The sequence below is a fragment of the Kitasatospora sp. NPDC048715 genome (genome assembly GCF_043198905.1).
Lineage (GTDB): Bacteria > Actinomycetota > Actinomycetes > Streptomycetales > Streptomycetaceae > Kitasatospora > Kitasatospora lactacystinica.
The window spans coordinates 224,519-250,380 of the sequence record NZ_JBICVH010000001.1 but is presented as its reverse complement, the minus strand read 5'-3'; the positions used below and the strand labels follow the sequence as shown (position 1 = coordinate 250,380).

The following is a 25,862-nucleotide window of genomic DNA, read 5'->3' as shown; positions in this document are numbered from 1 at the left end:
CGCCGCCTCCACTCGCCGCCGGCCCGCCTCCACCTCCGCACTCTGCCCGGACGACCGGGGCCGGGCAAGTGGGCCGCGGGGCGGTTGGGGAACAGGAGGCGAACGAACGGGGGGACGCGGAGTGGCTCAGGCCCGGCGGAGGGCCGGGGTGGCCAGGGCGGTGAGCCCGGCGGCGGCGGTGGCCAGGGCGCAGAGCAGGGTGGGCAGGGCCGCGCCCGCCGCGTCCGCGAGCAGGCCCAGCAGGGAGTTCGAGAGCACCAGTGCCAGGCTCTGCACGAGCGTCAGCAGTGCCTGGACCCGGGAGAGATGGGTCGGCGGCGCGCCGGTCAGCACGAGCGGGCCGAGGTGGCAGGCGAACAGCCCCGAGCCGAGGCCCGCCACCGCGCTGCCGGCCACCGCCGCCACCGGCCCCGCGGCCGACGCCAGCAGCGCGATCCCCACCGAGGCCGCGCAGAGCCCGGCCGCCGCCCCCACCCCCGCCCGGGGCAAGGGGCCCCGCCGGGCGATCAGGCCGGCCACCGCCAGCACCCCGGCCGCCTGGCCGCCGCCCACCAGTCCCGCCGTCCCGGCCGCCCAGCCGTGTGTCCGGGCGAGCAGCGGACCGAGCAGTGACACCACCGGCAGCAGCGCCCCGGCCGCCGCGCCGGTGAGCAGCAGGGCGGCCCGCAGCAGTGGGTCGGCCACGGCGAGCCGGACGCCGGACGCCGCCTCGCGGAACAGTCCGGCCCGCGGACCGGACGGCCCGTCCTCCGGGGGCCGCACCCGCAGCAGGACCAGCAGCACGACCCCGAAACTCGCCGCGTCCGCCAGCGCCGCGCCGGACAGCCCGCGGGCCGCGACCAGCAGGCCGCCCAGCGGTGCGCCGAGCAGGACGGCGCTCTGCCCGCCGGCCTGCCGCAGGGCGAGCGCCCGGGGCAGCCGGTCCGCGGGCACCAGCCGGCGGGGCATCGAACCGCCGGCCGGGAGGTAAAAGGCGTCGACCGTCCCGATCACGGCCGCCGCCGCGACCAGCAGCCACAGCGGCGTCCCCCGGGAGGCCGCCACCAGGGCCAGCGCACCGGTCGCGACCAGCATCACCGTGTCCCCGGCGAGCATCACCCGACGGGCGCCGAAGCGGTCCGCGACCGCGCCGCCCAGCAGGACCAGCGCGGTGCGCGGCACCGTGATCGCCGTCAGGACCAGCCCGGCCGCGCCGCCGCCGTGCGCGGAGGCGGCCCAGCCGAGGGCGAAGTACAGCGCGGCGTCACCCAGCAGTCCGGCCTGGACACCGGCCAGCCAGAGCAGGTACCTCCGCGGCAGCGCGGCCCGCGGAGCGACAGTGGCAGTGGCAGTGGTCATGCCGGGCGACGCTAGGGCCCTCGACCCGGTCGAGGGCAAGCGCGGCTACCGCCGGACCACCGGCTCCTGCAGTTCGGTGACCCACCCGGCCCGGTCCTCCGGGCACTCCAGGTACAGCTCCCGGGCGTAGCCGGCCGAGCGGTAGCCGTTCTCCTCGATGAAGCGGGCCAGTTCCTGGCCGGTGCCCAGCACGTCGTCCATCGGGCCGCGGTGCACGATCGTCGCCGCCTCCTCGATCGGCGGCAGGTCGAGCACCTCGAAGTCGTGCTCACCCGGCCGCACCGACGGGCCCACCGGGACGGCCACCAGGACCAGCACCGAGCCGTCGCCCTCCGGCGCGTCCTGGTAGCGGGCGACGGACGGGCCGGCCGCCTCGACCCCGGCCGCGGCCAGCCTCCGGCACAGTTCGGCGAACAGCGGCCCGATCACCGGGCCGATGTCCTCCGGCTCGTAACTCGCGGCCGCACCGGCCAGTTGGGCCACCCGGACGGACGGCACCCGCTTCACCACGACATCGTGTGCGGACATGGTCCCCTCGCTCTCGATCGTCCGGAGCCTCGCCTCCACCCGGGCCAGCCGCAGCTCGTCGGCGGCGATCGCCTCGGCGAGCTGGGCCCGCCGCAGCCGCAGCATGCCGCGCAGTTCGGCCGCGTCCACCTGCTCGTCCAGCACGGCGCGCACCTGCTGCAGGGTGAAGCCGAGCTCCTTGAGCGCGATCACCCGGTTGAGCCGGGCGAGTTGGGACGCCTCGTAGGAGCGGTACCCGCTGACCGGGTCCACCCGGGCGGGCCGCAGCAGCCCGATCGCGTCGTAGTGGCGCAGCATCCGTACCGACACCCGGCCGTGGCTGGCGAAGTCTCCGATGTTCAACATGATGCGCCCACTCCATCCCCTGCCACCGTGTCAGGGTCAACCCGGCCGCCCGCATCCGTTCCACGACGGTTCCGAGGCCGGCGCCCGCGACCGCCCGGGAAACACCGAGGGCGGGTGCCGAGCGAACTCGGCACCCGCCCTGAGCAGGTGGTTCTCCTACCGGCGGAGAGCGTGGGATTCGAACCCACGGTACGGGGTCACCGCACGACAGTTTTCAAGACTGTTCCCTTAGGCCGCTCGGGCAGCTCTCCAGGCGGAGGTCAGCCTAACGGGTCCGGCGGGGTTCGGCGCACACGTTTCGGTGCGGGCGGGGGTCACGACTGGTCGCCCTCGCGCTGACCGAGGGTGACCTTGGTGTTGAAGGTCTGGCCGTTGCGGGTGTACTCGACGTCGACGGTCTCGCCGGGCTTGTGCGTCCAGATCCGGCTGACCAGGGCCGGGCCGTTGTCGATCGGCACGCCGCCGAGCTTGGTGATGACGTCGCCCGGCTTGAGGCCGGCCTTGTCGGCCGCGCCGCCGGGGGTGACGGCCGGCTGGCCCTGGATGTCCTTGGTCTGGATCTGCGCGCCGTCGCCCTTGTAGTCGTCGTTGCGCAGCACGTCGAGCTTGGCGTAGACCGGCTTGCCGGTCTTGATCAGGGTGTCCGCGACCCACTTGGCCTGGTTGATCGGGATGGCGAAGCCCAGGCCGATGCTGCCGGCCCGGCCGTTGGCGGAGGCGTTGGACTGGATCGCCGAGTTGATGCCGATCACCGCGCCGCCGGAATCGAGCAGCGGGCCGCCGGAGTTGCCGGGGTTGATCGAGGCGTCGGTCTGCAGGGCGTTCATGTACGAGGCCTGCGAGCCGGTGTCGTCGCCGGAGGCCACCGGGCGGTCCTTGGCGCTGATGATGCCGCTGGTGACGGTGGACTCCAGGCCGTACGGCGCACCGATCGCGACGGTGGCGTCACCGACGTTGACCTTGTCGGAGTCGGCCAGCGGCAGCGGGGTCAGCTTGCTCTTCGGCGGGTTGTCGATCTTGACCACGGCGACGTCGTAGCCCTCGGCGTGGCCCAGCACCGAGGCGCTGTAGGAGCTGCCGTCGGCGAACTTGACGGTCAGTTTGCCGCCGTTGAGGGTCGGCGCGACCACGTGGTTGTTGGTGAGGATGTGGCCCTCGGTGTCGAAGACGAAGCCGGTGCCGGTGCCCGACTCGCCGTTGCCCTGCGCCTTGATGGTGACGACGCTGGGCAGCGCCTTCTGCGCGATGGCGGCGATCGAGCCGGGGGCGGGCTCGTTCTTCTGGGTGTCGCTGGCCTGCACGGTGGTGCTGCGGTGGTCGTTCGCGGAGCTGCCGCGGTCGGTGTTGTCGGTGACGGTCACGCCGAGCACGCCGCCGGCGACACCGGCGACCAGCGCGACGGCCGCGATCAGGGCGACCAGGCCGCCGCGCTTCTTGCGCGGGCCGCCGGGGCCGACCGGACCGCCGGGGTGGTCCGCCGGGTAGCCGAACGGGCCCGCCGGGCCGCCGGGGTAGCCCGCGCCGCCGGAGGTGGAGTCGTGGGTGGGGCCCCAGCCGCCGAGCGGCTGACCGGCCCCGAAGGGGTGGTGGCCGTGCGCGGCGGGGACGGCGGGCGCGACCGGGGCGGCGCCGTAGCCCTCGTGCGCGACGGGGGCGGCCGCAGCGGCGCCGTAGCCCTCGTGCGTGCCGGCCGCCGGGACGCCGTGGGTCGGGGTGGCGTACGGGTTGTCGGCCGGCGGCAGCGCCGGGGCGGCGGGGGCCGCGGCCTGGGCGGGCGCGGCGGGCGGGGCCGCCGGAGCCTGCGGGGCGGGCGGCAGGACCGGCGGCGGCGCGTCGATGTAGCCGGTGACCGGGTCGACGGCCGGCTGCTCGGCGGCGGGCGCCGCGGGGGCCGCGGGGGCCTCCGGGGCGGGCACCTTGGTGAAGGCGACGGTGGGCTTGTGCCCGCCCTCGGCCGGGACACCCTCGGCCGCGACGGCGTCGACGGGCGGTGCCGCCTCGACGGGGGCGGCCTCGACGGCGCCCGACTCCGGCTCGGGCACCCGCCGGAAGGCCATGGTCGGCTGGTGCCCGCCCTGAGCGGGGCCTTCGGAAGCGGACTCGGCCGCCCCCGGCCCGGCGGGCTGCTCCCCCTGCGGCCCGGTGGGCCCAACCTCGCGCTCGGTGCTCACGGACGACCTCCATAGCTGGCAGAACCAAGGACCATAGTTTTTCGCACTGTCGATTCGATTGCCGTAAGGACCCCTCTGAAGAACTCATAAGAATCCTTAGCCGACGCAGACGCCGACACCCGACACCGGCACCGACGCCGGCACCGACGGCCGAGGCTCCCCTCCCCCGCCGGGCGTCCCGCGATGCGGACCGCGCACCCTCGGCCTTGGGCGTTCGCCCCCGTGCCGGTTAGCCTGTCGCTCCAAACTGACACGCGGGAGCTTGGACCCACCAGGCTGAGAGTGCGCATGTCGACCGTACGCCACACGAGTGACGGACGGTCGAGGGGGCGCTGACCGCCGGAACCTGTCCGGGTAATGCCGGCGTAGGGAGTATCGGCCATGCCGCCTGCTTCGCCATCCTCTTCTTCGGGCGCGAACGTTCCCGCCCCCGGTGCGGACGCCTCCGCCGCGGGCGCGACCGCCGTCCTGGAGCGCCCCGAGCACGTCGAAGCGCCCCTGGTGCTGGACACCGAGCCGCCGCGCACGCTGCGCTTCCGGGACCACTTCGCGCTCTGGATGAACCTGGGCGTCAGCCTGATCGGCTTCTCCACCGCCGCCACCGTGCTCGGCGCCCCCGGCAGCGAGCTGTCGCTGGCCGCCGCGGTGACCGCGATCACGGTCGGTACGGCGGTCGGCACCGCGATGCTCGGCGTGGCCTCGCTGATCGGGGCCCGCACCGGCGCCCCCGCGATGGCGAACCTGCGCGGGCTGTTCGGCACCCGGCTGTCGTACCTGCCGACGGTGCTGAACATCGTGCAGTGCATCGGCTGGGGCGTGTTCGAGCTGCTGACCATCTCGGCGGGCGCGCAGACCGTCGCGCACACCACCGGCTACCGCTGGCTGTTCGTCCTGCTCGCGGGCGCGCTGACCACGGCGCTGACCATCTGGCCGCTGGGCTCGATCGCGGTGCTGCGCCGCTTCGTGGCCGGGGCGGTCGCGGTGGCCATGGTGTACTTCACCGTCCAGCTGGGCCGCCAGGGCGTGCCGGACCCGGGGGCGGGCAACTGGCACGGCTTCCTGGGCGCCACCGACGCGATGATCGCCGTGTCGGTCTCCTTCGTCCCGCTGGCCGCCGACTACACCCGGCACTCGCGCTCCCCGCGCTCGGCGTTCTGGGGCAGCTTCTCCGGCTACACGATCGCCCAGGTCTGGTGCTACGTGCTCGGCCTGATGGCGCTGCTGCAGTCGGACGGCGATCCGAACCGGATCTTCGACTCCTTCCTCGGGGTCTGGGCCGGCTGGCTGTTCCTGCTGGTGCTGGTGCTGCGCGAGACGGACCAGTCCTTCGCCAACGTGTACTCGACGGCGATGTCGGTGCAGAACCTGCTGCCGAAGGTGGACCGCCGGGTGCTCTCCGGCGCGATCGGCGCGCTGACCACCGTGCTGGCGCTGCGGATCGACGAGTTCACCGACACCTACTACGGCTTCCTCGGTCTGATCGGCTCGGTGTTCGTGCCGCTGCTGGCGGTGCTCGTGGTGGACTACTTCCTCGGTGCCGGGCGGCGCGGCTGGAACCTCTCCGCCGACGCGCCGTCCCGCTGGCCGATGCTGCTGCCGTGGGCCCTGGGCTTCGCGGTCTACCAGTTCATCGCGCCGACCAAGGTGGCCGGCTGGTGGACGGACTTCTGGACCTCGGCCCAGGAGTCGCTGCACTTCACCCCGCAGGAGTGGACCTCCGCCTCGCTGTTCGCCTTCCTGGTGCCCGCCCTGGTCACCTGGGCGCTCACCCCGCTCTCCCGCCGCGCCGACCGGCACTGAGCGGGCCGCCCCGCACCGGGCGAAGCGGGGGCGGCCCGGCCCCGCGGGCCCGGCCGGGACGGCCCCGCGGGAAGGAAGACGGCCCCACAGGTTGGGGCCGTCTTTGTCCGCGCTTCACCTGTGCCGCCTATCGTTGGGCCTGTGACCAGCCCAGACCTGTCCTCGCCGGCGGCGCGCACCGTGCCGTCCGTCCAGGTGATCGCCCACCGCGGTTCCTCCCACGCCCTGCCCGAGCACACCCTCGCGGCCTACCGGCGCGCGCTCGACGAGGGCGCCGACGCGCTGGAGTGCGATGTCCGGGTCACCGCCGACGGCGCGCTGGTCTGCGTGCACGACCGCCGGATCGGCCGGGTCTCCAACGGCCGGGGCACCGTCTCGGCGATGACCCTCGCCGAGCTGGAGGCCTACGACTTCGGCGCCTGGAAGACCGGCCGCCCCAGCGTCGACCCGGAGCTGCGCGGCGTGCTGCGGCTGGAGCGGCTGCTGGAGCTGGTGGTGGAGTGCGGCCGCCCGGTGGACCTGGCGATCGAGACCAAGCACCCGGTGCGTTTCCGCGGCCGGGTGGAGACCGAGCTGCTGCGGACGCTGGAGCGGTTCGGGATCGGCGCGACCCGGGGCGGCGACCGCCCGTCCGCCCGGATCATGAGCTTCTCCTCGATCGCGCTGAACCGGGTGGCCGCCGCCGCGCCGCAGTACCGGCGGGTGTTCCTGTTCGAGCGGACCCTGCCGCTGCTCGGCCGGCTGCGCGAGGGTTCGCCGCTGCCGGGCGGGGCGCGGATCGCCGGCCCGGGCATCGAGCTGGTGCGGGCCCGCCCGCAGCTGGTGACCAGGCTGCGCGAGCTGGGGCACGAGGTGCACGTGTGGACGGTGGACGAGCCGGCCGACGTCGAGCTCTGCCTGGAGCTCGGGGTGTCCGCGATCATCACCAACCGGCCCGCGGAGGTGCTGGCGCAGCTCGGCCGGTGATCCGCCGACGCGCCCGGGGCCGCACCCGCCCGACCGGTCGCCCCGAACCGGTCGCCCCGTCCGGTCACTTGCGTCCGGTCGGCCCGGTCGGATCCTCCCGGTCCGATCACCCCGGTCCGACCACTCCGGTCCGACCACTCTGGTCGGCAGTCAAACCTTCCTTGCGCGAAATTGCCGGAATTCTTGCATCCGGGCGACAGAGGGTGAGCACGGAATGACCTGATGTCGACCGTCGGTCGCCGCACTCGAAATGGGCTCGCGGGATCGTCCGGTGCTCGTTTCCGACGCATTACCAAGGGGCATCTCTCCCTCGGCATACGCTGAAGGAGGTCCGGGGGTGGCGTTGATGGTGGCGCGTGAAGTGCCGACTTCATCGACCATGGCAGTGCCGCACGGCCCAGCGAGTGTCGGGGTCGCACGGCGCCGACTGCGTCGAGATCTGGGTGACCGGCAGATACCGGAACCGGTCATCGATGATGCTGTTCTGATCCTTTCCGAGCTGTTGAGCAACGCCTGTCGATACGCCCGTCCGCTCGGCCCGCTGCCGGCCCTGGGCCGCAGCGGCCGGGCCGAGGTGCTCGGGCAGGTGCTGGTCGGCGTCCCGTCCGGGACGCGCGCCGCACCCGCACCGAGCGGCCGGGAGTCCGCCGAGGGCTCGGACGAGCCGGACGGCGGCGTGCTGGTCCGCTGGCAGATGCACGCCGACGGGGTGCTCACCCTGGAGGTCACGGACGGCGGGGCGACCACTCGGCCGCTGCCCGCGAGTCCCTCGCTGACCTCGCGCGGCGGCCGCGGCCTGAGCATCGTCGACCAGCTGGCCAGCGACTGGGGCGTGCGCGACGCCCCCGGCGAGGTCACGGTCTGGGCGGCGCTGCCCGCCCGGGCCCGGCACGCCCGGCGCACCGGGGGCGATGCCCGTAGCGCGTGAGCCGGGCGCGGGGAATGTGTCGTTAGGCTTCCCGGAACACAGGACCACCGTTTCCGGGAGAGCCGCAGCATGGGCAAGAAGGCCGCCAAGAAGGCGCCGCAGCGCCAGTCCACCACCGCCGTCACGGGCGAGATCCCCGTGGTCGGGGCCCGCGAGGACTGCCCCTGCGGCTCCGGCCGCCGGTACAAGGCGTGTCACGGCCGGGAGGCCTCGCACGCGGTGCAGGAGCTGGTGCACCGCCCGTTCGAGGGCCTGTCGGGCGAGGCCGACTGGGTGGCGCTGCGCGAGCTGGTGCCCGCCGCCACGGTGCCGCTGACGCTGGCCGCCGGGGTGGCGGACGGCGCCACCGGTGACGTCCCGTCGGTGACCCTGGCCACCGTGCTGCCGCTGGCCTGGCCGGCCCTGCGCCGCCAGGACGGCTCGATCCTGCTCGGCCTGCAGACCCAGTCCGCCTCCGGCGACCTCAGCCGCGACCTCGCGGACGCCCTTGAGCTGGCCCTGGCCACCGAGCCGGGCAGCCCGGTGCCGGCCCGCCGGACCGTCCCGGGCGGGCGCCGCCTGCAGGACCTGCTGGACGCCGGGGCCGCGTTCACGCCCACCGTGCACACCGGCTTCGAGTTCTGGCTGGAGGACGCCGAGGCCGCCACCGGCGAGGTCGCCGCCTCCCTGGAGCGCGCCAACGCCTCGGCCATCCCGACCGAGAAGCTCGCCGGCGTGGACTCCGCCTACTGGTGCGGCACTCCGGACAAGAACCACCTGCGCTGGGTGATGACCGTGCCGGAGGAGCAGCTGCTGGACGCGCTGGCCCGGCTGAACGCGGCCGGCGAGGCCTCGCTCGGCGCGGACACCCGCCTGGTGGGCTCGTTCCGCGCGCACGGCCTGACCGTCCCGGTGTGGGACCTCCCGCTCGCGATGACCGCCGCCGACTGCGAGAAGCCGGCCGCCGAGTTCGCCGAGCGGCTCGCCGCCGTGCTCGCCGACGGGACCCCGCTGACCGCCGAGGAGCGGCGCGCCCGCGCGAACCTGGTGAACCGTCAGGTCACCCTGAACTAAAGCGCGCAGGATCCGCGTGATACGCGTCACATTGTCGCGGTGAACGCGCAATTTCCGGGCGTGGAGGGCGTCTTGGAAATTGGCGCGGGCGCAGATCCTTGTTACTGTCTAAAGAGTCCGGCCGCTGGTGCATCCCCCGTCGCCAGCGGCCGGATCTTTTGTTTTTCCGGAACGCCCCGGCGACGGCCCCGACGGAGGCCCCGGCGCGAGCCCTCTCACAAGCCCCGGACCCGCCCCGCGCACAGGCCCCGGACCCGCCCCGCGGACGGCCCCGGCGCCCCGCCCGGCACCCGCGGTCCTCAGTAGGCCGAACGTCCGCTGTCCAATCGGACCGCCGCCTCCACCAACTCCCCCAGCAGCGGCCCGACCTGCGGCAGCCAGACCCCGCCGCCGGCGCCCGGCCGCGGTGCCAGCACCCAGCGCACCCTCCCCCGGCCTCCGGCCGGAGGGACCCCCGCGGCCGCGCCGCCGGGCGGCAGCGCCAGGAAGCCACCCGGCCCGTGATAGCGCAACGAGCCAGGCACCCAAGGGAGTTGGGCGAGCATCTCACCGAGCACGTCCAGCGAGTACGGGGCCACCAACAGCGCGTAGCGGCCCGGCATCGCCAGCACCGGTCCGAGCGGCAGCCGCAGCGCGCCCAGGTAGACCAGCGCCCGGGCGCCGGCCGCCGCGGGCAGGCTGACCGCCGAGACCGTGGAGCCGGTGGCGGCCAGCACCGGCGCGTCCGGGCTCTGCCGCTCCCACCACCAGCGCACCATCCGGGCGTCGGTGGTGGCGGCCAGCAGCGAGGGGTCGTGGGGGTGCGCGCCGGGGACGGTGCAGTCCAGGTCGCCGCAGGAGCACCGGCCGTCGCGCAGCACGGCGCCCGGCACCACGGGCCAGCGGTGGTCGACGGCGGCCGCCAGGGCCGCGGCGAGCCGGGCGGAACGCTCCTCCGACCGGTCCTTCGGATTCTCACGCATGGCGCTCGTTCCTTTCCCTGACCGCTCGGTTCGCTCCGCCCCGCCGGCGTCCGTCGGGATCCTCCGTGCGGGCCCGCCGCGGCACGGTCCCCGGGCGGCGCGGCGCGGGGCGGGCGGCAGGGCGGGCGGCGCGGCTTCGACGTGGAGCGGGTGTGGAGCACGACATGAAAGGGCCGCGTACCGGCACAGCCCTTGGAACGAGAATCCCGTACGCGACGGATGGACGCCGCCCGGGCACGCTTGGTTCCACCGTACGAGTGAGAGAGTTCCGGCCAGCCCGGCTCACGGGCGGCACGGACATACGATCCGGACGGCCGCCCGGGCCGTCCTCCCGGTTCTGCCCGTTCGCGGCCCGCTCCATGCCTCCCGGCCCGACCGGCGCGCGTACCAACCCCGCGCGCCCCCCGACCGGGTCGCGATGGATGTGGAACAGGCCACCGCGTCGTCCTGGATCTGGACATGCCCCGAATGGCCTGTGTAGAAGTGGTGGCATTGCTGTCGATCAATGACGAGTAGTAGCGAATCGAGGCGAAACGCGCCCTAAGGCCGTGCTCGCTCCACATTGGCCGTATCTGGGGGTTTCGCATGGCACGTAGCACCGCGTCAGGAGTGACGGCATGAACGAGTCCCACCCGTCGACGGCCCTCCCGTCGACGACGACCGCCGAGCCGGGCGAACCCGGCTGCGCAGGCGGGCTCACCGTCCTCGACCTGCCGGACCTGCCCGGCCCCGTCGACGCCCTGGACGGCACCACGGACGCCCGCACGGCGCCGTCCGCCGCCGTGCAGGACCGTTTGGCCGGACGCCTGTCCGAAATCACCAGCCTGCACGAGCACACCGAGCGGCTCGCCCGCACCCGCGGCCTGGCCGCCACCCTGGACACCGTCCTCGCCTCCGGCGCCGCCCTGCTCGGCGCCCGGCGCGGCGTGCTGGTCACCAGGCGGCCCGGCGGCGGCCCCGGACAGCCGGTCGGCTTCGGCCTCGACCGCGCCAGCCTCGGCGCCCTGGAGACCGTCCCGACCGAGCAGAGCCTGCTGGCCAGGCTGCTGCGCGAACGGGACCGGCCCGCCCGGCTGCACTCCCGCGACCTCGCCGAGGACCCGGCCATCGGCGCCCGGCTGCGCGAACTCGCCGTCCACCTCGGCCTCGGCGGCGCCTACGGCCTGCCGCTCGCCACCGCCGAGGACGGCCCGCTCGCCGCCGCCCTCTGGTTCTACGACGAGCCCGCCGAACCGACCGAATGCCAGCGCGAACTGGCCCGCCACTACTGCGAGATCGCCGCCCCGCTGCTCGCCAAGCAGCTGGAGGCGGACCGGATCTCGCGCACCACCGAGGCGCTGCGCCGCGGCCTGCTGCCGGACCGCCTCCCCCAGGCCGCCGGACTGCGGCTGGCCGCCCGGCTCGTCCCCGCCGGGCTGGAGCGCTCCGCCGGCAGCGACTGGTACGACGCGATCCCGCTGCCGGACGGCACCATCGGCCTCACCGTCGGCTCCGTCTCCGGCGACGGCCCCGGCGCGGGCCCCGGCTCCGCCCCCGGCGCGGCCGCCGCGATGGGCCGGGTCCGGGCCGCGCTGCGGGCGTACGCGGTGCTGGAGGGCGAGGACCCGGTCTCCGTCCTGGGGGACCTGGAACTGCTGCTCAAGACCACCGAGCCGAGCCGCTCCGCCACCGCCGTCTACGCCTGGGTCGAGCCCGAGGAGCGCCGGATCACCCTGGCCGGCGCCGGGCACTGCCCGCCGGTCCTGGTCGGCCGGCACGGCGCCGAGTTCGTCGAGACCTCGCTCTCCGCCCCGCTCGGCATGCTGGCCTGCTGGGAGGCCCCCGGGGTCGAGTTCACCGCCGAGCGCGGCGACACCCTGTTGCTCTACACCGAGGGCCTGGCCCGCCGCTTCGGCCCGACCCTGCACGCCGGGCAGGCCAACCTGCGCCGCGCCGCCGCCGACGCCCCGCGCGACGTGCGGATCGACCCGGACCGGCTCTGCGCCCACCTGCTGGCCGTCTGCCCGGCCCCGCCGGCCGCGGGCACCGCCACCGACGACCTGATGCTGCTGGCGGCCCGCTTCGAGTGAAGGTTCGGACCCGAAAGGGGCGGGCGGCCCGGCGTCCGTACCATGGACGCACGGCCGCCCGCGCGTGTCGCGATCCGACACCTCCCCCGAGGGGCGGCGGTACCACCCCCCAAGGAGGCGTTGCACGTGACCGAGGACCGTACCCCCGCGGTGGCCGAGAACCCCGAGGCCGAGGGCGGCGAGGAGCCCGAGCAGCACAAGGGCCGCAAGAACGGTCTCTACGGCGAGATCTCCGACGAGCTGGCCGCCTCGATGAAGTCCGGCTGGGCCGACACCGAGCTGCACGGCCTCTCCCCCGTCGCCCAGGCCCCGTACGCGGCCGAGCGCCGCGCCGCGCTCTCCGCCGCCTTCCCCGGCGAGCGCCTGGTCGTCCCGGCCGGCAACCTGCGGGTCCGCTCCAACGACACCGACTACGCGTTCCGCGCCTCCAGCGAGTACGTCCACCTCACCGGTGACCAGACCGAGGACGCGGTGCTGGTCGGCGAGCCGACCGGCGAGGCCGGCCACGCGTTCGTGCTCTACCTGCTGCCCCGCTCGAACCGCGAGAACGGCGAGTTCTGGCTGGACGGCAACGGCGAGCTGTGGGTCGGCCGCCGGCACAGCCTGAGCGAGCAGGAGCAGCTGCTCGGCCTGCCCGCCCGCGACGTGCGCCAGGCCGCCGAGGAGCTGGCCGCGAAGGCCGCGGACCCCGCCGTGCCGACCCGGATCGTCCGCGGCTACGACGCCGGCCTGGAGGCCGCGCTCGCCGACGCCCTGGACGAGGACAAGGACGCCGGGCTCAAGGAGTTCCTGAGCGGCCTGCGGCTGGTCAAGGACGCGTGGGAGATCGGCGAGCTGCGCGCCGCCTGCGACGCCACCGTCAAGGGCTTCACCGACGTGGTCCGCGAGCTGGGCCAGGCCGTCGCCACCTCGGAGCGCTGGATCGAGGGCACCTTCTGGCGCCGCGCCCGGGTCGAGGGCAACGACGTCGGCTACGGCACCATCGCCGCGGCCGGCCCGCACGCCACCACCCTGCACTGGGTGCGCAACGACGGCGACGTGCGCCCCGGCGAGCTGCTGCTGCTGGACGCGGGCGTGGAGACCAGCACCCTCTACACCGCCGACGTCACCCGCAGCCTGCCGATCAACGGCCGCTTCACCGGGCTCCAGCGCCGGATCTACGACGCCGTGTACGACGCCCAGGAGGCCGGCATCGCCGCGGTGCGGCCCGGCGCCCGGTTCCGCGACTTCCACGAGGCCTCGCAGCGCGTCCTGGCCGAGCGGCTGCTCGCCTGGGGCCTGCTGGACGCCACGGTGTACGACGTGGAGAAGGTCCTGGAGCTCGGCCTCCAGCGCCGCTGGACCCTGCACGGCACCGGCCACATGCTCGGCCTGGACGTCCACGACTGCGCCCACTCGCGCCGCGAGGAGCACGTCGACGCGCTGCTGGTCCCCGGCATGGTGCTGACCGTCGAGCCCGGCCTGTACTTCCAGCAGGACGACCTGACCGTGCCGGAGGAGTACCGCGGCATCGGCGTCCGGATCGAGGACGACATCCTGGTCACCGCCGACGGCAACGAGAACCTCTCGGCCGGCCTGCCCCGCAGCGCCGAGGACGTCGAGGCCTGGATGGCCTCGCTCGCCTGAGCCGCCGCACGACGGCCGTGACGAGGTCACGGTGAAGGGCCCGGCCTCCCGAGCAGTGGGAGGCCGGGCCCTTCGGCTTCGGTGCGGGCGTCCGTTACCGGCGGCCCCGGGGGTCGAAGGCGTGCCGGCGGGCGGCCTGGTGGCCGTTCGCCTCGGCACCCACCTGGACGTCCACGTCGAACTGCGGGGCCTGCTTCATGGTGATCCGGAAGGAGTACTCGACCGAGTCGCCCCGGCGGTTGACGTCCAGCCCGGTCGGGGCGACCGCGGTCAGACCGTTGCAGTCCTCGCGCACCTCGACCGGCTTCCAGGCGCCGCCGGCCATCACCTCCAGCGTGACGTCGTCCGGGGTCAGCCAGTTGGCGCTCGACAGGCCCACCACGGGGTGCAGGTTCGCGGTGCCCTCGGGCGCGGCGACCACGAAGCCGAACTCGGCGGGGGTCGTACCGACCTTGAGGCTCGACGCCGACACACCGGTCACCTCCGGGGCGTGGCGGTCGACGACCACGGCGTTCAGCTCGGCCTTCGCCATGTCGTGGTAGTCCGTGGAGTTCGGCACGGGGGCGTCCGCCTCGATCGTGATCCGGCCCGGACGGTTGGCCGAGGACAGCCGCATCCGGTACTCGATGGTCCGGCTCTCACCGGCGGCGAGCGTGAAGGCCCCGTCCTTCCGGTTGATCACGTAGTCCATCCCGGTGCCCGCGCTGAGGTTGTCCAGCTTCTTCCAGCCCGAGGCGTCCTTGCGCTCCAGGGTGCCCTCCGCCATCGCGATCATCGAGCAGGGCGCGCCCTCGTACAGCTGGGTCGACACCACCGGGGCCACGTTGCGGGTACCGGTGGCGTCGTTGTTCTTCCAGGTCACGGAGAAGGACACCAGGTCGTTCAGCTCGATCTGCCCGCCCTCCTTCAGGCCGCCGAAGGTGATGCCGACACCCTTTCCGCCGGGCTGGGTGCCCTTCGGGGCGGCGGGCTTGGCGGGCGTCGGCTTGGCGGAGACCGGCTTGGCCGGGGCCTTCGCGGCCGGCTTGGTCCCGGCGGGGGCCGCGGGGGCCTGTGCCGCGGGGGCGGCGGCGGGCGGAGCCGCCTCGGTGGTCGGTGCGGCCGGGGTGGTCGGCGCGGCCGGGGCGGGGGTGGTCGGGACGGCGCCCGCGCCGGGGGTGGCCGAGGAGGTGACGGCCGGGGTGGAGGCGGGAGCGGAGGCGGCGACGGACGCTCCGCCGTTCGTCGGGCCGCAGGCGGCGACACCGACGGCGGCGACGACGGCCAGCGGGACGATCTTCGCAATACGGGCGATAACGGACGCGTTCATGTGACAGTCCCCCCAAGGACACGTGGTGATGAAGGTGATGGTGATCGGATGAGCGGGCGCCTGATGTCGCGCCCCGAGGAGCCGGCCCGAGCCCCCCGGCTCCACCGGCTCGCTCTCCCCGCCTCTCACCCTGATAGACGTCCATCCCCCCGGGGGGTTGCAGGTCGGTTCGAAGAAATTTTCCGCGGACTTCGCCCGGAACGCCGAAAGGCGCCGTGACCAGGGGGAACCCTGGTCACGGCGCCTCGACGGCCCGCGTGGGACGGCTACTTCACGACCGTCACCGGGACGATCACCTCTTTCAGGGAGGTCAGCGGCGCGGAGCCGTCGTACGGCAGCATCGCCTGGACGGACACCGGCATCGTGCCGGGCCCGTCCAGCTTGTCGAGGCTCATCCGGTACGTCACCGTCCTGGACTCTCCCGGCGCGAGCGAGAACTGGGCCTGCTGGCCCACCATGGCGTAGTCCATGCCGCCGCCCATCCCGAGCGGGATCTCCTTCCAGACGCCGGCGTCCTGGCGCTCCAGCTTGCCCTTGTTGATCATGACCATCTCGCTCGGCGGCGTCCCGGTGTACTCCTTCGTGTAGACCAGCGGTTGGAGCTTGTCGTAGGTCTTCAGGCCGGTGTTCCGGTACGTCACCGTGAAGGTCACCGGGGTGCCGTTGGTGGACACCTTCTGTCCGGCGCCGATGCCGCCGTCGACCGTGATCGCAATGTCCTTCGCGCCCTTGTCGGACGGGGTCAGGGACGGCGACTTGTGGCCGCTCACGTCCAGGCTGTTGACGATCGCCGTCAGGCCCGACTGGTAGTCGCTCTTGAGCCCGTTCGCCACCACGAAGACCTGGTCCGGACCCATCCCCCACAGCTGGGCGGTGAAGGTGTCCCCGGGCTTGCAGGTGACGTTCCACTGGGTCTTGTCGATCGTCCTGCCGGCCACGGTGGGCTTGGTCCGCACCGGGGTGCCGATCGAGGAGTAGCCGTTCTCGGGGAAGTAGGGCCGGCCCCAGATCGGGCAGTTCGGCTGGTGGCCCCAGCCGCTGTCGGCGACCAGGTCGTCCGTCGTCGGCCAGGCGCCGCCGCCGATCTCGTCCGGGCTGTTGTAGACCACGACCAGGACGCCGTACGGCTCGCACCTCGCCGCGTCCCAGCCCTGCTGCGGGTCGGTCGGAGCGCCCGGGCTCAGGACGCAGACCCGAGTGGTCGAGACCGGCACGGTCTTCCAGCCGGCCGGAACCTTGAACTTGACGCCCCGGAAGGTGTACGAACTCGCCGCACTGGTCGGCGTGTTGGAAGCCGGCGGGGCGGAGGAGGCGATGCCGTCGGCGAGCGGGACCTCCGGCTCGGCCGCGCCGGTGGAGGTGCCCGGGTCGGTGGGGGTGGCCGTCGGGCTGGGCTCGCCGGTCGGATCGGGCGTCGGGCTCGGCGCGGCGGTCAGGGTGGCGGCCGGGGGCGGGACCTGGTCCTGGGCGACCGGCTCGCCGTGGAAGGTGAGCACGCCGAGCGCCATGGCGGCGGCCAGGCCGAGCGGCACGGTGACGGCGTACACCGGGCGCAGCCGGCGGATGCGGTTCTTCGGGGGGGCGGCCGGTCGCAGGTCGGCCGCCGTGACCATGGAGGCCCGGGCCGTCATCGCCTCGCGGAGCAGCCGTTCCGTCGGTGTCTCGGCCGGCCCGTCGCCGTCGCCGCCGATGCGGCGGGGGAGCTTGTCGGTCATCGAACCTTCTCCAGGTGCTTTTCCAAGGCGTCCAGAGCGCGGCTGGCAGTGGACTTCACGGCGCCCCGGGACAGTCCCAGGGTCTCGGCAATCTGCGCCTCCGACATGTCGGACCAGTAGCGCAGCACCAGCACCTCACGCTGGCGGGGAGTCAACTCCTGCAGGGCGACCAGCACCCGGCGGTGCTCGTCGTTGAGCACCGCGTGGTCCTCGGCGGACGGGGCGTCGGCCACGTGCGGCGGCACGTACTCGCGGGCGGTCTTGCGGCGGCGAAGCATCGAGCGGGCCCCGTTGACCACCGAGGTGCGCAGGTAGCCGAGGGCGTTGTCGAGGTCGTCCAGCTCCTCGCCGTAGCGCTGGTAGAGCTGGGTGAAGGCGTCCTGCACGACGTCCTCGGCCAGGTCCTGGTGGTCGACCAGCAGGACCGCCATCCGGACCAGACCGAGCCGGTGGGCGTGGTAGAGGTCGGTCAGGGTGGGCCGGTCCTCGGCGGGCTTCCGGCCGCCGCGCAGCAGCCGGAACCCGGAACGGCGCTGCTTCGCCTCCTGCTCGGTGGCGACGGCGGCGAGCGGCTCGCCGGCCTCCTGTGCGCCGAACAGTGCGGCGACCACTCCGCGGACGGAGAAGCCGCGCCCCCCTGCCTGCACGGCGGTCGGCCCGATGGCCATGGACATTCGCGATTCCGCTTTCCCCCGGGACGGTGACGGCGGCCGCCGTTCCGTCAGGTCCACCTGATCAAGATCGTGATCGGGGGGATCATCCCAGCCGCCCTCTGCCGGGTTCCCTCCGCCCCCGTACCAAAGGACGTGTGACGGAGGTGAAGGTTGCAGTCGGGTTCGAAGAAAATTCCGAAGGGACCGGGACGGCTACACTCACCGGCATTCCGCCACCCGTGAGCAGGGGGTTCGCATGGCCGAGCAGAACGTCTCCGGCCCGGTCGGCGCCCCGGTCGCCGAAGCCGCCGTCGGGCCACGGCCGGTGGCCGTCACCATCGGCCGGCGTCCGGAGCCCGTGCACGACGTCGCGGTGTACGCCTTCCCGGGCATGGCACCGTTCGAACTCGGCGTGGTGGTCGAGGTGTTCGGGCTGGCGCGGCCCGAGCTGACCGGCCTGCTGGCGACGCCCTGGTACGGGCTGAAGGTGTGCGCCGACCGGCCCGGTACGGCGCTGGAGGCGGTGGGCGGCTTCACGCTGACCGCCCGGCACGGGCTGGACGAGCTGGCCGCGGCCGACACCGTGGTGGTCCCCGGGGTGCCGAACGCGTTCGGCGGCGTGGGGGCATCTCCCGGTCGCCCGGCCGGGGGCGTCTCCCCCGCCCTGGTCGAGGCGCTGCGCACCGCGCACGCGCGCGGCGCCCGGATCGTGTCGATCTGCTCGGGCGCCTTCGCCCTGGCCGCCGCCGGGCTGCTGGACGGCCGGGTGGCGACCACCCACTGGCGGTACGCCGAGCTGCTCCAGCAGCGCTACCCGGCGGTGCGGGTCGATCCGGACGTGCTCTACGTGGACAACGGCGACGTGCTGACCAGCGCGGGCAGCGCGGCCGGCATCGACCTCTGCCTGCACCTGGTCCGCCGGGACCACGGCGCCAAGGTGGCCAACACGGTGGCCCGGCGCTTCGTGGTGGCGCCGCACCGGGACGGCGGGCAGTCCCAGTTCATCGAGGCGGCGGTCCGCCCGGTCGAGGAGGAGGACGACGGGATCGCCCGCAGCATGCAATGGGCGCTGGACCACCTGGCCTCCCCGCTGACCATCTCGCAACTGGCCGGCGCAGCCCGGATGTCGGACCGCTCGTACCTGCGGCACTTCACCGCCCGCAACGGGACCAGCCCGATGCGCTGGGTCGTCACCCAGCGCATCGCGGCCAGTCTGGCGCTGCTGGAGTCGCCGGAGGGGTCGGTGGAGGAGATCGCCGCGGCGGTCGGCTTCGAGAGCGCCGCGACCTTCCGCCACCACTTCGGCCGGGTGATGCGCACCTCCCCGACCGCCTACCGGCGCTCCTTCGGGCGCGGGGCGGCCTGAGCCCGGCGCTCCTTCGGGCGCGGGGCGGCCTGAGCCCGGCGCTCCTTCGGGCCCGGGGCGGGGTGGGCGCGGGGTGGCCCGGGCGCGCGGCCTACTGCCCCGCGCGCTTCTCCTCGCGCCGGTCGGCGTTGGCGAGAACGGCGTCGTGCAGCCACTGGGCCAGGCCCGGCGCGATCTTCTCGTAGGTGTCGGTCCAGCGCGGGTCGGAGACGTACAGCCCGGCCAGGCCGCGGTGGATGGTGTACGTGCAGTCGTAGAAGTTCCGGCAGATGTGCTGCCGGTGCTCCTCGGCGAGGTCCGCGGCCACCGGGCCGTCGGCGGGCTCGCCGGCGGTGAGCGCCTCGGCCAGGCGCTCGTTGAGCCCGGTCATCTCGGCCTGGATCCGCTGCCAGTCGGCCTTGGAGTAGCCGCCGGTGCGGCGCTGCGACTCGGCCCAGGCCGTGGTGTCGCCCCAGCGCTGCTCGGCCTCCTGCTCCCAGTCCTCCTGGTAGTCCTCGCCGAAGATCTCGAACTTCTCCTCCGGGGTCAGCTGAATGCCCATTCTCCGTGCCTCCATGGCGTGTTCGACGGCTGAGGCGAGTTCCTGGAGGTGACTGATCCGGTCGGTGAGCAGCCGGTGCTGCCGCCGGAGGTGTTCGGTCGGGCTGACCGAGTCGTCGTCCAGGATCGCCGCGATCTCCTCCAGGGGGAACCCGAGTTCTCGGTAGAAGAGGATCTGCTGCAGCCGGTCGAGGTCGGCGTCCGTGTACCGGCGGTAGCCCGACCGGGTACGGCCGGCCGGGGACAGCAGACCGATCCCGTCGTAGTGGTGCAGGGTGCGGACGGTCACCTTGGCGATCTTCGCCACGGCGCCGACCGAGTAGCCCTCACTGGTCATCGGAGTTCCTCCCTGGTGCTGACCACCACCCTCGGCTCTCACGTCGCGTGAGGGTCAAGCGGTGAACGGGGGCGGGCCCTCCCGCGTCAGACCCCGGCGCCGGCCGGCACCCGCACGCGCCGTCGCCCGCCCCGGTGGCCGACGGCACCGCCCTCGCCGTCGCCGTCGCCCGGCGCACCGGACCGCGGCCGGCGGGACCGCTGCGCGGGCCAGAACAGCACGTACGCGGCGGAGACCACCACGAAGGCGAGCCGGACGAAGCCGCGGGCCGCGTCCGACGGGAGGAACAGCGTGCCGCCGTACAGCGCGACCAGCGCGATCCAGCTCCACCACGGGACGAGCCGCTTCTGCCCCACCGCGTCCCAGAGCAGGGTGCCGAGCAGGATCGAGGCCGTGTAGTAGGTGTAGACGCTCGGGTCGAGCAGGACGCGGGCGTCCGCGCCCAGCAGCACCACGGCCGGCCAGCGGCCGCGCCAAACGGCGACGCAGCCGAGCCCGATGCCGAGCGCGAACTGGGTCGGCCGGTCCCACCAGGGGGTGGACGGGTCGGTGACCCCGAACCAGCGCAGCGCGGAGGCGGGCTGGTTCGGGATGGTGAACTTGGCGGCCGCCATGGTGTCCAGGTTGCCCAGGTAGAACGGCAGCCAGGCGATCGCCACCAGGGCGCAGAACCAGAGCGCGGTGCGCAGCCAGGCGGGCCGGGGCAGCGCCAGGATCAGCGGGGCGAAGGCGATCGCCCAGGGCTTGGAGTCCACCGCCACCGCCAGGAGCACCGCGACCTGGACGGGTTTGCCGCGGGCCAGGGCGTGCGCGGCGAGGGTGGTGAAGAACAGCGCGAGGACGTCGTCCAGGTGCGCGAAGCGGACCGAGACCTCGGCCCACATCGGGATGAACGCCAGCCCGGCGATCAGCAGCCGCTGCTGGAGCCGCCGGTGGTTGATCCCGGTGCCGAGGTAGTACAGGGCGGCGGTGCGGCCGACCACGACCAGCATCACCAGGCCCAGCCCGGCGCTCACCGCCTCGGCGATCAGCTCGCCGGTGTGCGGTGCGAACGGGGCGGTGAGCCTGGCCGCGGCCAGGCTCACCGGGCCGATCTGGAGCTCCGGGTGGCGGGCGTAGAGCGACAGGCCGCCGTCGGGCTGATCGCTGAAGAGCAGTTGCTCGCCCTGGCGCAGGTAGTGCCAGGAGAAGCCGCCGCTGGGCTCCACCAGGAGGAACCAGAGCACCGTCCAGGCGGCCAGCAGGACGTGGTGCCTGCGCAGCGGCAACCCGGCGATCCGCCCGGTCGCCGCCTCGTAGTCGGTGGTGGCCCGTGCCGTGCGTGCTGTCCGCACCTGTCCTCTCCCCGCCGTTCCGCCCCCCTCCGGCCGGACATCCTATGTGACGGAGGAGAACCGTCCGCGCCGCCCGCGGATCCGTCCGACGGGACGGTGCGGGCGGCGCGGGGGGCTGCGGGGACGCGCCCGGAACTACGGGAGTGAGCGTGCCCGGGAACGCCCGGAGGGCCGGGCCGGGAGGGGACACCGTCCGGGAACGCCGGGAGGGCCGGGCCGGCATCAGCCGCGGCCCGGCCCTCCCGGGCGTCGGTGCGTTCCGGGTCAGCCCTGCTGGGCGGACTTGCGGCGGCGCAGCACCACGAGGGTGCCGACACCGGCCGCCAGGACGGCGCCGCCGGCGGCCGCGATGGCGGTGGTGTTGTCACCGCCACCGGTCTGGGCCAGGGCCTTGTCGCTGCCGTCCGCGGCGGCCTTGGCCTTGTCGACGGCGGCCGGGGTCAGCGGCGGCGGGGTGATGACCGGGGGCACGACCGGGAAGTCGATCGGGCCCGCGGTGTCGCCGCTGCTCTCGGCCGGGGCCGGGGCGGTGGCCGAGCCGGAGGGCTCGCCGGTGGCCGGGGTGGTCGGCTTCTCGGTGGGCTTCTCGGTCGGCTTGCCGGTGGGCGTCTCGGTGGGCTTCTCGGTGGGCTTCTCGGTGGGCTTCTCCGTCGGCGTGGCGGTCGCGGTGGCCGACGAGGAGCTGCTCGCGGTCGGGCTGGGCTTGCCCGTCTGGGTCGGGGTGGGGCTGGGCTTGCCGGTCTGCGACGCGGTGGGCGTCGGGGACGGCTTGCCGCCGCCGTGCGCCTTGATGACGAAGCCCACGCCGCCTTCGCAGCTGAGGTGGCCGTTGTCGACCGGCTGGTGGCTGGAGTCGTCGAGCTCGGCGGCGAAGACGACCGGGACGACGCCGGCCCGGCCGAGCGGGGCACCGTCGGTGAAGGACGCCCGGACCTTGATCGGGACGTTCTTGCCGCGGTTCACCCCGAGCAGGTCGTCGGCGACCGGGTTGCCGGCCCCGTCGAGGGTGCCGAGCATCATCAGGACGGAGTCGTTCTTCTCCCCGCTCTGGTCGGGGGCGACCACGGCGGTCTGCCACTCGCCCCCGGGGAGCCGGTACTGGACCTTGAGGTCCTTCGCCTGGAGCGAGCCCGCCTTGTTCTTGAACTTGAGCAGCGGGATGAAGACGAAGTCGTGCTTCGTCCTGTTGTCGACCTTGAAGGTGAACTCGCGGGCGTCACCGCCGGCGATGAAGGTGCCGGGCACGCCGTTCAGCGAGAGGTCGAGGCTCGCGTGCGACGCCTTGTCGGCCTGCTGCGCGGCGGCGGACGGGGTGCCGGTGGCACCGACGGCCATGGCGCCCTGGGCGCCGGCCAGGACGAGCGAGGACGCGAGCGCGACGGCTCCGGCAAGGGCAAGACTGCGACGTATGGACAAGGAGACCTCACGGAAGTGTCCGGGCGAGGCCCGGGGCGCGAGGGGGCGGCCGCAGACGCCACGTACCCCCCGCGAAGCTGAAAGTCCGACGGAGAGTACCGAACGACCGGACCGGTCCGGAAGGCGGGTGGCACGCTGCGAATCGAACCCGGGGGCGGAGTGCCCGAATCATCCAACTCTGGCCACTCGTAAGGCTTTTGCGCCTTGCCTCGGGTCGACCGCCGGGGCGCCGCGTGACGGGTACACGCCCGAAGGGCGATAACGCACGGCCCCCGGCCCGGGGTTCAGTCCGCGAAGAACGACTTCGCCGCGATCACCGCCCGCTCGTCGTCCAGCACCTCGCCCGGGCGGCTGCCGTTGCCGAGCAGCACCCCGCCCCAGCGCATCCCCATGTACTCGGCGGTCAGCCGGAGGGTGCCGATCAGCGGCTCGGCCTTGTCGTCCCCGGTGGCGAGCGCGGTGACGCCCCAGAGCGTGCCGCCGCCCAGCCGGGCCTTGAGGTTCACCCCGGGCACCCGCATCCAGGCCGACCAGTGGTCGAGGTAGAGCTTGGCGCTGGTCGGCAGCGAGTACCAGTACAGCGGCGCGACGAAGACCAGGTCGGTGGCGGCCAGGGTGGCGTCCAGCAGCGTCCGCTCGTGGCCCGCCGGCTCGGGGTAGCTGCCGTCGCCGGTGTGCCGCAGGTCCCGGAAGGGCGGCAGCGGGTGCTCGTCGAGGCGCAGCCAACGCTGCTCGGCACCGGCCGGCAGGCTCGACCCTGCGGCCAGCCGGGCGAGCCGGGCCGAGTTGCCGTCGGCGCGCGCGCTGGCGTCGAGGAACAGGAAACGGCGCGGCGCCTCGGCGCCGGACGGCTGATCGGCCATCAGGACTCCTCCGTCGTGCGTACGGTGCGGACGCACGAGTGAGCAGCCCCCGAACGCCGGTTTATTCCGCGCCCATGCCAAACCGCGGGCGCGGGACACCGGGCGCGGGACACCGGGCGCGGAACACCGGGCGCGGGCCGGGGCCAGGGGGGCGGCCCGGCCGACGGTCAGTCGGGCAGTCCGGCCCGGCGGCGGGCGACGGCCGCGACGGCCGCCCAGTCCTTGTCCCCGTCGCCGTGGGCCAGCGCGTCCAGGAAGGCGTCCCGCAGGATGCTGCCGAACGGCAGCGGAACGTTGCGCGCGGCCCCCGCCTCCAGCGCGAGGCCGACGTCCTTGAGTCCGAGCGGCAGCCGGAACCCCGCCGGCTCGTAGCGGCGCTCGGCCACCATCGAGCCGTAGCCGCTGTGGATCGGCCCGGGGAAGAGCGTCCCGCTGAGCATCTCCACCAGGTCGGTCGGCCGGACGCCGTGCGCCTCGGCCAGACTGCACGCCTCGGCCATCGACTCGATCGCGCAGGCGATCAGGAAGTTGGCGCTGATCTTGGCCGTGTTGGCCTGCCGGGGGCTCTCGCCGAAGTGCCAGGTGCGCTCGCCCATCGCGGCGAACAGCGGCTCGGCCCGTTCCAGCAGTTCGGGCGCGCCCGCGACCAGGATGTTCAGCCGCCCCTCCGCCGCGACCGGCGGACGGCCGAGGACGGGCGCGGCGACGTAGCCGATGCCGTGTTCGGCGTACCGCTCCTCGGCCCGCTCGGCGAGAGCGAGCGAGACGGTGGCCATGTTGACGTGCAGGGTCGCCGCGGCACCGGCCAGCAGCGCGGGGTCGAGCAGCCGCTCGACCGCCGTGTCGTTGGCGAGCATGGAGACCACCGTGTCGGCGGCGAACACCTCGGCGAGCGAGTCGGCCGCCTCCGCGCCCTCGGCCACCATCGCGGCCACCGGCCCGGGCGAGCGGTTCCAGACCCGTACGGTGTGGCCGGCCCGCAGCAGGCTGCCGGCCATGCCGCGCCCCATCGAACCCAGCCCCACGAAGCCGATCGTCCGCCCGGTCATCCCCGCACTCCCGTCGCCGCACCTGCTCGTGCACGACCGACTGTACGTCAGAACGCCCGCGGGCCGACCGGTGAACCGGGCGGCGCACCCGCGGCCGGGCAGCGGCTCACGCGCAGGCGCGGGCCGGCATCCGGGTGCGGTCGTCGGCCGCCCCGCGCTCCAGTTCGGCGACCACCCGGCCGCGCAGCAGCTCGTACTGGGCCTGGAGCCGGCCGGGGCGGGCCGGCCGGGCCACCGGGCGGCCGGGGCCGACCAGTTCGTCCGGCCCGAACTGCTCACGGGTGAGGTCGATCTCGAAGCCGGTGGCGAAACGGTTCCACCAGTGGAGGTCCGTCCGCACCCCGTCGACGTACACCTCGCCCATCATGAGCTCGCCGCCGAGCAGGTCGTGCACCACCATCGCCGTCACCCCGCACTGGCCGCGGGCGGGATTGTCGGGACGCCAGTGGGCCAGATCCTCGGGCGCACAGGTGTCGACACCCCAGGAGGAGCGGATCGCACGTTCGATGTCGTTGAGGGTCCACGCCGTCATACCGGGAAGCCTGCCACGCGCCACTGACAGTGGCACCGGCTTTTCGAAGGGTCATCCCGTGTTCTGCGGCGACCCTCCCGGTGTTCACCCGAACGAGGCCATGAAGCGGCCGCCGGCCCTCCCCTCGCGCGGGGCGGTCCGGCGGCCGGGCTCACGTCACTTCGCCAGCTCGGCGACGCCGGCCTGCGCGAACTGCTCGTCCAGGTCGCCGCTGGGCGCACCCGCGACGCCGACGGCCGCGATCGGAGCGCCCTTCGACTGGATCGGGGCCCCGCCGGCCAGGAACAGGGTGCCCGGGATGTCCTTCAGGTTCGGGGCCTGGGCCAGCCGCTTGGCCAGCTCCGAGGTCGGGGCGTTCCAGGACACCGCGGTGAAGGCCTTGCGCTCGGCCGAGACCGGGGCCTGCGGGCCGGCGCCGTCGCCCTTCAGCAGCACCCGGGTGACACCGTCGCGGTCGACGACCGCGACCGACACGTGCTGGCCGGCCTTGGTGGCCGCGTCCAGGGCGGCCTGGGCGGCGCGGGTGGCGGCGTCGATGGTCAGGCCGCTGCTCGCGGCCAGGTTCTTGTTCTGGGTGTCGGCCTTCGCCGCCGCCGGGACGGCCGGGGTGTCGGTGGACTCGGCGCTGGCCGAGACGGCGCCCACGGTGGCGGCGGCGAGCGCGGCGGCGGCGACGGTGCCGGTCAGCACCCGGGTGCGCACGGAGGTCTTCTTCATGGTCCAGCTCCTCAGCGGATCTGCGGGGTGGGTGTGGCGGGGTGGGGTGTGGCGGGGTGGGGCGGGGGTTCGGGGCCGCCGGGCCGTTGGGGGGATCGCCCGGCGGCGTGCTTCGATCCTCCGCCCGGGGAAGGCGCCGCCACATCGACGGTCCGGCGCGGACGTCCGGGCATGATGGTGGACGCCGGGGTCAACCGATCGGCTGATGCGGCCCCGGGCCGGACGGGTCACCATCGAGGGATCGA

General features: G+C 74.3%; 21 protein-coding genes, 1 tRNA gene and 1 riboswitch. Of the genes, 7 read left to right on the top strand and 15 right to left on the bottom strand.

Annotated elements, in window-relative coordinates:
• Positions 1-126 precede the first annotated feature (126 nt).
• From ACGFSC_RS01185 to ACGFSC_RS01170, 4 genes are all read right to left on the bottom strand, one after another.
• The gene (locus ACGFSC_RS01185) at positions 127-1,338 is read right to left on the bottom strand and encodes an MFS transporter (RefSeq protein WP_359897793.1); all 1,212 of its coding nucleotides are present in this window, start codon (positions 1,336-1,338) and stop codon (positions 127-129) included.
• A 45-nt stretch (positions 1,339-1,383) separates the two neighbouring features.
• Positions 1,384-2,211 carry a MerR family transcriptional regulator gene (locus ACGFSC_RS01180; protein WP_359897792.1) on the bottom strand — a complete coding sequence of 276 codons (828 nt, stop codon included), beginning with the start codon at positions 2,209-2,211 and terminating at the stop codon, positions 1,384-1,386.
• Positions 2,212-2,374: 163 nt separating this feature from the next.
• A tRNA-Ser gene (locus ACGFSC_RS01175) sits at positions 2,375-2,462 on the bottom strand.
• A 63-nt stretch (positions 2,463-2,525) separates the two neighbouring features.
• The gene (locus ACGFSC_RS01170; protein WP_359897791.1) at positions 2,526-4,382 is read right to left on the bottom strand and encodes a trypsin-like peptidase domain-containing protein; all 1,857 of its coding nucleotides are present in this window, start codon (positions 4,380-4,382) and stop codon (positions 2,526-2,528) included.
• Between the two features lie 244 nt (positions 4,383-4,626).
• Positions 4,627-4,771, top strand: a riboswitch (TPP riboswitch).
• Here ACGFSC_RS01170 and ACGFSC_RS01165 point away from each other — a divergent pair.
• From ACGFSC_RS01165 to ACGFSC_RS01150, 4 genes are all read left to right on the top strand, one after another.
• A complete protein-coding gene (locus ACGFSC_RS01165) occupies positions 4,764-6,182 on the top strand; it encodes a cytosine permease (RefSeq protein WP_359897790.1) in 1,419 nt (472 codons plus the stop codon). It overlaps the preceding riboswitch by 8 nt.
• A gap of 141 nt (positions 6,183-6,323) precedes the next feature.
• Positions 6,324-7,148: a glycerophosphodiester phosphodiesterase family protein gene (locus tag ACGFSC_RS01160; RefSeq protein WP_359897789.1), complete on the top strand. Its 825-nt coding sequence runs from the start codon at positions 6,324-6,326 to the stop codon at positions 7,146-7,148.
• Positions 7,149-7,494: 346 nt separating this feature from the next.
• The gene (locus ACGFSC_RS01155; protein WP_380630580.1) at positions 7,495-8,076 is read left to right on the top strand and encodes an ATP-binding protein; all 582 of its coding nucleotides are present in this window, start codon (positions 7,495-7,497) and stop codon (positions 8,074-8,076) included.
• A 69-nt stretch (positions 8,077-8,145) separates the two neighbouring features.
• Entirely contained in the window at positions 8,146-9,129 is a 984-nt protein-coding gene (locus tag ACGFSC_RS01150) for a DUF5926 family protein (RefSeq protein ID WP_359897787.1), read from the top strand.
• Positions 9,130-9,428: 299 nt separating this feature from the next.
• Here the strand turns inward: ACGFSC_RS01150 and ACGFSC_RS01145 are convergent, their stop codons facing one another.
• Positions 9,429-10,091, bottom strand: a complete 663-nt coding sequence (locus ACGFSC_RS01145) for a bifunctional DNA primase/polymerase (RefSeq protein WP_359897786.1) — start codon at positions 10,089-10,091, stop codon at positions 9,429-9,431.
• 617 nt (positions 10,092-10,708) lie between these two features.
• Here ACGFSC_RS01145 and ACGFSC_RS01140 point away from each other — a divergent pair.
• Positions 10,709-12,160 carry a PP2C family protein-serine/threonine phosphatase gene (locus tag ACGFSC_RS01140; RefSeq protein ID WP_359897785.1) on the top strand — a complete coding sequence of 484 codons (1,452 nt, stop codon included), beginning with the start codon at positions 10,709-10,711 and terminating at the stop codon, positions 12,158-12,160.
• 126 nt (positions 12,161-12,286) lie between these two features.
• The gene (locus ACGFSC_RS01135; protein WP_392862088.1) at positions 12,287-13,786 is read left to right on the top strand and encodes an aminopeptidase P family protein; all 1,500 of its coding nucleotides are present in this window, start codon (positions 12,287-12,289) and stop codon (positions 13,784-13,786) included.
• A gap of 94 nt (positions 13,787-13,880) precedes the next feature.
• Here the strand turns inward: ACGFSC_RS01135 and ACGFSC_RS01130 are convergent, their stop codons facing one another.
• From ACGFSC_RS01130 to ACGFSC_RS01120, 3 genes are all read right to left on the bottom strand, one after another.
• Positions 13,881-15,095, bottom strand: coding sequence for a hypothetical protein (locus ACGFSC_RS01130; protein WP_359897783.1), 1,215 nt, complete (start codon positions 15,093-15,095; stop codon positions 13,881-13,883).
• 266 nt (positions 15,096-15,361) lie between these two features.
• Positions 15,362-16,810 carry a hypothetical protein gene (locus ACGFSC_RS01125; protein ID WP_359897782.1) on the bottom strand — a complete coding sequence of 483 codons (1,449 nt, stop codon included), beginning with the start codon at positions 16,808-16,810 and terminating at the stop codon, positions 15,362-15,364.
• Complete coding sequence (locus ACGFSC_RS01120) at positions 16,807-17,484, bottom strand: SigE family RNA polymerase sigma factor (protein ID WP_359897781.1); 678 nt, start codon at positions 17,482-17,484, stop codon at positions 16,807-16,809. Before ACGFSC_RS01120 ends, ACGFSC_RS01125 begins: the two co-directional genes overlap by 4 nt.
• A gap of 235 nt (positions 17,485-17,719) precedes the next feature.
• On the opposite strand from ACGFSC_RS01120, the gene ACGFSC_RS01115 reads away from it, so the two are divergent.
• Complete coding sequence (locus tag ACGFSC_RS01115) at positions 17,720-18,829, top strand: helix-turn-helix domain-containing protein (protein WP_359897780.1); 1,110 nt, start codon at positions 17,720-17,722, stop codon at positions 18,827-18,829.
• Positions 18,830-18,920: 91 nt separating this feature from the next.
• Here the strand turns inward: ACGFSC_RS01115 and ACGFSC_RS01110 are convergent, their stop codons facing one another.
• From ACGFSC_RS01110 to ACGFSC_RS01080, 7 genes are all read right to left on the bottom strand, one after another.
• Positions 18,921-19,706 carry a MerR family transcriptional regulator gene (locus ACGFSC_RS01110; protein ID WP_359897779.1) on the bottom strand — a complete coding sequence of 262 codons (786 nt, stop codon included), beginning with the start codon at positions 19,704-19,706 and terminating at the stop codon, positions 18,921-18,923.
• A gap of 86 nt (positions 19,707-19,792) precedes the next feature.
• Positions 19,793-21,040 carry a hypothetical protein gene (locus ACGFSC_RS01105; protein WP_359897778.1) on the bottom strand — a complete coding sequence of 416 codons (1,248 nt, stop codon included), beginning with the start codon at positions 21,038-21,040 and terminating at the stop codon, positions 19,793-19,795.
• Positions 21,041-21,304: 264 nt separating this feature from the next.
• Entirely contained in the window at positions 21,305-22,456 is a 1,152-nt protein-coding gene (locus ACGFSC_RS01100; protein ID WP_359897777.1) for a PT domain-containing protein, read from the bottom strand.
• Between the two features lie 284 nt (positions 22,457-22,740).
• Positions 22,741-23,319, bottom strand: a complete 579-nt coding sequence (locus ACGFSC_RS01095; protein WP_359897776.1) for an NAD(P)H-dependent oxidoreductase — start codon at positions 23,317-23,319, stop codon at positions 22,741-22,743.
• Positions 23,320-23,486: 167 nt separating this feature from the next.
• Positions 23,487-24,368, bottom strand: coding sequence for an NAD(P)-dependent oxidoreductase (locus tag ACGFSC_RS01090; protein WP_359897775.1), 882 nt, complete (start codon positions 24,366-24,368; stop codon positions 23,487-23,489).
• A 106-nt stretch (positions 24,369-24,474) separates the two neighbouring features.
• The gene (locus tag ACGFSC_RS01085) at positions 24,475-24,900 is read right to left on the bottom strand and encodes a hypothetical protein (protein WP_359897774.1); all 426 of its coding nucleotides are present in this window, start codon (positions 24,898-24,900) and stop codon (positions 24,475-24,477) included.
• A gap of 156 nt (positions 24,901-25,056) precedes the next feature.
• Complete coding sequence (locus ACGFSC_RS01080; protein WP_359897773.1) at positions 25,057-25,617, bottom strand: heme-binding protein; 561 nt, start codon at positions 25,615-25,617, stop codon at positions 25,057-25,059.
• Positions 25,618-25,862: the final 245 nt, after the last annotated feature.